The sequence below is a fragment of the Micromonospora sp. II genome (assembly GCF_001709195.1).
Taxonomy (GTDB): Bacteria; Actinomycetota; Actinomycetes; order Mycobacteriales; family Micromonosporaceae; genus Micromonospora; species Micromonospora chalcea.
In genome coordinates this window covers 1-6358 of record NZ_LYXF01000072.1, presented here as the reverse complement: position 1 = coordinate 6358, position 6358 = coordinate 1, and the positions used below count along the sequence as shown (strand labels likewise).

Below are 6358 nucleotides of genomic sequence, written 5' to 3'. Positions count from 1 at the left end.
ACCTCGCCGGCGGTCGGCGGGGTGAGCTGCAGCAGCGCCCGGCCGAGCGTGGACTTGCCGCAGCCCGACTCGCCCACCAGCCCGTACGTCTTGCCGCGCGGGATGCTCAGGTCGACCCCGTCGACGGCTTTGACGTGCCCGACGGTCCGGTCGAAGAGCACGCCCCGCCGGATCGGGAAGTGCACCTTCAGGTCGCGGACCTCGACGAGGATGTCGTTGTCGCTCATGGGGTCTCCTCCTCGCGCGGCGCCGGTCCGAAACCGGGCGCCGCGGGCGGGTCGGCCGGCTCGGCCTGGGCCGGCACCGTACCCGGCTCGGCGGTCGTCGGCGCGGTGGCCCGGACCTCCGCCTCCGGGGTCAGGCCGGGGATCGGCACCGGGTTGACGCAGCGGTAGCTGCGCGCGTCGTGGGTGAGCACCAGCTCCGGCGGCTCGCCCACGCACTCGTCGACACGGCGGGCGCAGCGCGGGGCGAACGCGCAGCCGTCCGGCCAGGGCAGCACGTCGCGCACCGAGCCGGGGATGGGGTTGAGCCGTTCGCCACGGCCGGCGTCCAGGCGGGGCACCGAAGCGAGCAACCCCTCGGTGTACGGGTGCCGGGGCTGGCGGAAGAGCGGACGGCGGGTGGCCGTCTCCACCACCCGGCCGGCGTAGAGCACGTTGATGGTGTCGCACATGCCGGCGACCACCCCGAGGTCGTGGGTGATCATCACCAGCGCGGTGCCGGAGTCGCGGACCAGGTCCTTCAGCAACTCCAGGATCTGCGCCTGGATGGTGACGTCGAGCGCGGTGGTCGGCTCGTCGGCGATCAGCAGCCGGGGCTGGCAGGCGACCGCCATGGCGATCAGCGCCCGCTGCCGCATGCCGCCGGAGAGCTGGTGCGGGTACTCCTTGAGCCGGCGGCGCGGGTCCGGGATGCCCACCCGGTCGAGCAGCTCGGCGGCCTCCTTGGCGGCCGCCTCGCCCTTCATCCCCCGGTGGCGGGTCAGCACCTCGGTCACCTGCAGCCCGATCGGGATGACCGGGTTCAGCGAGGAGAGCGGATCCTGGAAGATCATCGCCACGTCCCGGCCGCGGATGTCGCGGCGGGACCGGTCGTCGAGCTGGAGCAGGTCGGTGCCGTCGAAGACCGCCTTGCCGCCGACCCGCAGGCCCGGCTGCTTGGGCAGCAGCCCCATGATCGCCAGCGACGTGACGCTCTTGCCGCAGCCGGACTCGCCGACCAGGCCGACCACCTCGCCGGCGTCGACCGAGAAGGACACCCCGTCCACCGCGCGCACGGTGCGCTGCCCACGACGGGCGAACGTGACGGAGAGGTCGTCCACTTCGAGCAGTGCCATGAGAGACCTACTTCCGCAGCTTCGGGTCGAGGGCCTCGCGCATCGCCTCGCCGAGCAGGGTGAAACCGAGCGCGGTGATGATGATGCCGAGCGCCGGGTAGATCGCCAGGCCCGGCCGGATGCCCAGGTACGGCTGCGCGTCGGCGAGCATGACGCCCCACTCCGGGATGGCCGAGTCGGGGTTGCCGAGGCCGAGGAAGGAGAGCGCGGCGGCCTCGATGATCGCGGTCGCCAGCGTCAGCGTGGCCTGGACGATGACCGGGGCGATCGAGTTCGGCACCACGTGGGTGAGGGCGATCTTCGACCGCTTCACGCCGAGCGCCGTCGCCGCCAGCACGTAGTCGCTGTTGGACTGCGCGATCATCGAGCCGCGCAGCAGCCGGGCGAAGATCGGCACGGACACCACACCGACGGCGATCATCACGGTGGTGAGGCTGGCGCCGAGCAGCGCCGCGATACTCACCGCGAGCAGCAGGCTCGGCATGGCCAGCAGCATGTCGATGAAGCGCATCAGGGTGCTGTCGATCCAGCGGCCCCAGCGTCCGCCCAGCCCGGCCGCCGCGCCGGCGACGCCGCCGATCAGCGCGCCGACCGCGAGACCGATCAGGGTGGAGACCACGCCGACGAGCAGCGTCTGCCGGGCCCCGACGACCAGCCGGCTGAACTCGTCCCGGCCCTGGTGGTCGAAGCCCAGCCAGTGGTCGGCGGAGGCGCCCGGGATGATGCCCTGGCCGGATTTGACCAGCCCTTCCCGGATGCCGATCGAGTCCGTCGGGCTGTACGGGACGAAGAACGGCCCGATCACCGCGACCAGGACGAAGACGGCCAGGATGACGACGCCGATGATGGCCGCCGGGTTGCGCCGCAGGCGGCGGAACGCCTCCTTCCAGAGGCTCACCCCCTGCTCGTCCTCGCGGGCGGACAGTTCGGCGAGCCGGTCGATCTTCTCGCGCTTCTTTCCTCCGGTGATGGTCATCGCACCCTCACCCTCGGGTCGATCACGCTGTAGGAGAGGTCGACCAGGAGATTCACCAGCACGTACACCACCGCAATGATCATGATGAAGCCCATCAGCACCGGATAGTCGCGCTGGCTGATCGACTCGGCGACGAACGCGCCGATGCCGCTGAAGGCGAACACGGTCTCGGTGAGCACCGCGCCGGAGAGCAGGAGACCGGTCTGCAGACCGATCGAGGTGGCCACCGGCAGCATCGCGTTACGCAGCACGTGCCGGCGACGGACGGTCCGCTCGGTCAGGCCCTTGGCCTCGGCGGTCCGGACGAAGTCCTCGTTGAGCACCTCCAGGACGCTGGCCCGGGTGATCCGGACGATGATCGCGAGCGGGATGCTCGCCAGCGCGATGCCCGGCAGCACGAGGTGCCAGAGCGCGTCGGCGGCGGCGTCCCACTCGCGGGTCATGATCCCGTCGAGGACGAAGAAGTTGGTGACCCGGGTCGCCCCGATGGTCGGGTCCTGCCGGCCACTGGAGGGGAACCAGCCCAGGTTCTCGGCGAAGATCGCCTTGAGCACGTACGCCAGGAAGAAGACCGGGATGCAGATGCCGATGAGCGATCCGCCGACCGAGGCGTGGTCGAGGAACCGGCCGCGGCGGCGGGCGGCGAGGTAGCCGAGCGGGATCCCGATGCCGACCGCGAGGATCATGGCCATGACGGTCAGCTCGACGGTGCCGGGGAACCGCTCCAGGAACTCCGTGGTGACGGCCCGCTTCGTGCCGGTCGACGTGCCCAGGTCGAGCCGGATCATCCGCCGCAGGAAACGGGCGTACTGAACCAGGATCGGCTCGTCGAGACCGAGGTTGCGCCGGATCGCGGCGCGGGACTCGGGCGTGCCCCGTTCACCGAGGATCGCGGTCTCGGGACCGCCGGGAAGTCGGCGGAGCCAGATGAACAGCAAAACGGAGAGCCCGAACAGCGTGGGTATCAGCTGTAGCAGGCGTCTGACGATGAACCGGAACACGGGCGCCTCGGAGGGGGTGCGGAGGGGTGCGGGCGGGCGCTGTGGTCACAGCGCCCGCCCGCGTACGGTGCGTTCAGATCACTTGAACTCTGCGCTCGAGTACCGCTCGTCGGTGAGCGGGCTCGCCTTGACCCCGGTCACGTCCTTGCCGAACACGATCGCCGGCGGGGAGTGCGAGATCGGCACACCCGGCAGGAAGTCCATGATCGTCTTGTTCAGCGCCTTGTACTTCTCCGTCCGGGCCGCCACGTCGGCGGTGGTGTCGGCGTCCTTGAACTGCGCGAAGAGCGCGGGGTTGTTGAAGCCCCACTCGTCCTTCTGGCGGTCGAAGAAGGTGCCGATGAAGTTGTACGCGTCGCCGTAGTCACCGGTCCAGCCGAGGAAGTGCAGGTCGTGCTTGTTGCCGGAGGTGGTGGCGTTCAGGTAGTCCGGGCTCCACTTGAGCGGGATGGCCTGGACGTTGATGCCGACCGCCTTGAGGTCCGCCGAGAGCAGCTCGAAGATGTCCTTCGGGTTCGGCATGTACGGCCGGGTGACCTCGGTCGGGTAGTGGAACCGCAGCGTCAGGTTCGACGCGCCCGCCTCGGCCAGCAGAGCCTTGGCCTTGGCCGGGTCGTAGTCGTACTTGGTGACGTCGCCGTTCCAGCCCTCGACGGTGTCCGGGAAGAAGTTCATCGCGACCTTGGCGCCCGGGGGGAGCTTCGAGTCGACCAGGGCCTGCCGGTTCAGCGCGTGCGCGATGGCCTGCCGGACCTTCAGGTCGGCCAGCTTCGGGTTCCCCTTCTGGTTGATCGCCAGGTAGAGGATGTTGAAGGCGGGCCGGGTGAGGACGTTGAAGCCCTCCTTCTTCAGCGGCTCCACGTCCGCCGGGCCGACGAGGTCGTAGCCCTGGATGTCACCCGAGCGGAGCGCCTGCTTGCGGGCGTTCTCGTCCGAGATCGTCTTGAAGATGATGGTCTTCAGCTTGGCCTTTTCGCCGTGGTAGTCGTCGTTGCGCTCGATGGTGAGCGTCTTGTTCGCGATGTCCCACGCCTTGAACTTGAACGGGCCGGTGCCGGTCGGGTGCTCCATCGCGTACGCCGGGTACTTGATGTCCTCGGCGGTGCCGGTCACGTTGCTGGCGTCGTACTGCTCCATCGCCTTGGGGCTCTGCATCGAGAACGACGGCAGCATCAGCGCGGCCGGGATCTTGCTGGAGACCCGGGTGAACGTGAGGTCCACAGTGGTGGCGTCCTTGGCGGTGCAGGACTTGAAGAGGCTCGGCCCCAGCTCCGGGTCCTCGTTCTTGGCGAACCCGCCCATGACGTCCTGCCAGTACGCGGTCACGTCCGGGCTCTGCATGAGGCCCTTGGCGTTGTACCAGCGGTCGAAGTTGGCGCAGACGGCCTCGGCGTTGAAGTCGGTGCCGTCGTGGAACTTCACGCCCGAGCGGAGCTTGAAGGTCCAGGTGGTGCCCGCCGCGTCCGGCGTCCAGGACTCCGCGAGGCCCGGCGTCACCTTGGTGCCGCCCTCCTCCGGACGGACCAGCGTCTCGAAGACCTGGCGCGCCACGCGCAGCGACTCACCGTCGCTGGCGAAGCTGGGGTCGAGCACCTTCGGGTCTCCGGCGACGCCGAAGACGAGGGTGTCCTTCTTGCTATTTCCTCCGGAGCCGCTCTCACGGTCGCTCTCGGCGCAGCCTGCAACCGCGAGGGCCGCGACCGCGACGGCCGCGATTGCGACCTTCGGCCTGGATGCACGCATGGTGCTTCACCTCGTCCTTGGGGGTACGGACAACGTGGTGACAGGGTCACCGATGTGCGCAGACCTTAGCCCTCGGGTGGACGGCGCGGAAACGGGCGGGGGGCGGGTTGGTATCGAATCGTGTCTGTTCTGGATCGAGGCATTCGATTCGAAGGAGAACACTGCCTAGCGCCGAATTTTCGTCGGTTTGAAGGCCGAATTTATTACGTCGATCCGGTCCCGGACGCACGTTCGTGTCAGATCGGCGCGCACCGGGTTCCAGCGCGCGAACGCGTCCGGCGGGCACCCCGCAGGGCACCCGCCGGAAGCGACGCGGCACAACTCAGACGGCTCGGCGCCCCTCGAACGCGCGGCCCAGCGTGATCTCGTCGGCGTACTCCAGATCGCCGCCGACCGGCAACCCACTCGCCAGCCGGGTCACCGCGATCCCCATCGGCTTGACCATCAGCGCCAGATAGGTGGCGGTCGCCTCGCCCTCGGTGTTCGGGTCGGTGGCCAGGATCAGCTCACGTACCGAACCACTGCCGAGGCGCGTCATCAGCTCACGGATCCGCAGGTTGTCCGGACCGATGCCCTCCAGCGGATTGATCGCGCCACCGAGCACGTGGTAGCGCCCGCGGAACTCCCCGGTCCGCTCGATCGCCACCACGTCCTTGGGCTCCTCGACCACGCAGAGCACCTCGTCGGTACGCCGGGGATCGCGGCAGATCCGGCACTGCTCCGACTCGGCCACGTTGTAGCAGGTCGTGCAGAACCGGACCAGGTCCTTGACCTTGCGCAGCGCGCCGGCCAGCCGGTTCACGTCGGCCGGATCCGCCGACAGCACATGGAATGCGATCCGCTGGGCGCTCTTCGGGCCCACGCCCGGCAGCCGGCCCAGCTCGTCGATCAGATCCTGGATGGCACCCTCGTACATCTGCCGGCTCAGAACCCGGGCAGGCCGAGGCCGCCCATGCCGCCCGCGACCGGGCCCATCTTCTTCTCGGTCAGCTCGCGGGCCGCCTCGGCGGCGTTGTGCACGGCCGCGACCACCAGGTCCTCGAGCGTCTCGACGTCCTCCGGGTCGACCGCCTTCGGGTCGATCTTGATCGCCTTCAGCTCACCGGTGCCGGCGACGGTCGCGGTGACCAGGCCACCGCCGGCGGTGCCGGTCAGCTCCGCCTCGGCCAGCTCGGCCTGGGCCTTGGCGATCTGCTGCTGCATCTTCTGCGCCTGCTTCAGCATCTGCTGCATGTTCGGCTGTCCACCTGGGCGCACGGACCGCTCCTTTTTCCACTCGTCTGCTCGGCCGCGCCCAGC

Annotated in this window: 7 protein-coding genes; all 7 read right to left on the bottom strand. The window is 69.4% G+C overall.

The features are described from left to right. Positions 1–227, bottom strand: a 227-nt coding sequence (locus A8711_RS28285; RefSeq protein WP_141707694.1) for an ATP-binding cassette domain-containing protein, incomplete at its 3' end; no start/stop codon positions are given. Further along, positions 224–1339: an ABC transporter ATP-binding protein gene (locus tag A8711_RS28280; RefSeq protein ID WP_069089551.1), complete on the bottom strand. Its 1116-nt coding sequence runs from the start codon at positions 1337–1339 to the stop codon at positions 224–226. The genes A8711_RS28280 and A8711_RS28285, both read right to left, overlap by 4 nt. A gap of 7 nt (positions 1340–1346) precedes the next feature. After that, positions 1347–2315 (bottom strand): ABC transporter permease, encoded by a 969-nt coding sequence (locus A8711_RS28275; RefSeq protein ID WP_069089550.1) that lies wholly within the window; start codon positions 2313–2315, stop codon positions 1347–1349. Next, on the bottom strand, positions 2312–3316 hold the full coding sequence (locus A8711_RS28270) for an ABC transporter permease (RefSeq protein ID WP_069089549.1): 1005 nt from the start codon (positions 3314–3316) through the stop codon (positions 2312–2314). Before A8711_RS28270 ends, A8711_RS28275 begins: the two co-directional genes overlap by 4 nt. Before the next feature lie 78 nt (positions 3317–3394). Next, a complete protein-coding gene (locus A8711_RS28265) occupies positions 3395–5059 on the bottom strand; it encodes an ABC transporter substrate-binding protein (protein WP_069089883.1) in 1665 nt (554 codons plus the stop codon). A gap of 322 nt (positions 5060–5381) precedes the next feature. Further along, positions 5382–5975 (bottom strand): recombination mediator RecR, encoded by a 594-nt coding sequence (recR, locus tag A8711_RS28260; protein WP_069088852.1) that lies wholly within the window; start codon positions 5973–5975, stop codon positions 5382–5384. An 8-nt stretch (positions 5976–5983) separates the two neighbouring features. Next, entirely contained in the window at positions 5984–6292 is a 309-nt protein-coding gene (locus A8711_RS28255; protein ID WP_030502117.1) for a YbaB/EbfC family nucleoid-associated protein, read from the bottom strand. Positions 6293–6358: the final 66 nt, after the last annotated feature.

What these genes read in the sequence shown, in the direction of transcription:
- A8711_RS28255 (WP_030502117.1), bottom strand. Translation starts at nt 6,292, where the DNA reads ATGCAGCAGATGCTGAAGCAGGCGCAGAAGATGCAGCAGCAGATCGCC.
- A8711_RS28280 (WP_069089551.1), bottom strand. Translation starts at nt 1,339, where the DNA reads ATGGCACTGCTCGAAGTGGACGACCTCTCCGTCACGTTCGCCCGTCGT.
- A8711_RS28275 (WP_069089550.1), bottom strand. Translation starts at nt 2,315, where the DNA reads ATGACCATCACCGGAGGAAAGAAGCGCGAGAAGATCGACCGGCTCGCC.
- A8711_RS28265 (WP_069089883.1), bottom strand. Translation starts at nt 5,059, where the DNA reads ATGCGTGCATCCAGGCCGAAGGTCGCAATCGCGGCCGTCGCGGTCGCG.
- recR (WP_069088852.1), bottom strand. Translation starts at nt 5,975, where the DNA reads ATGTACGAGGGTGCCATCCAGGATCTGATCGACGAGCTGGGCCGGCTG.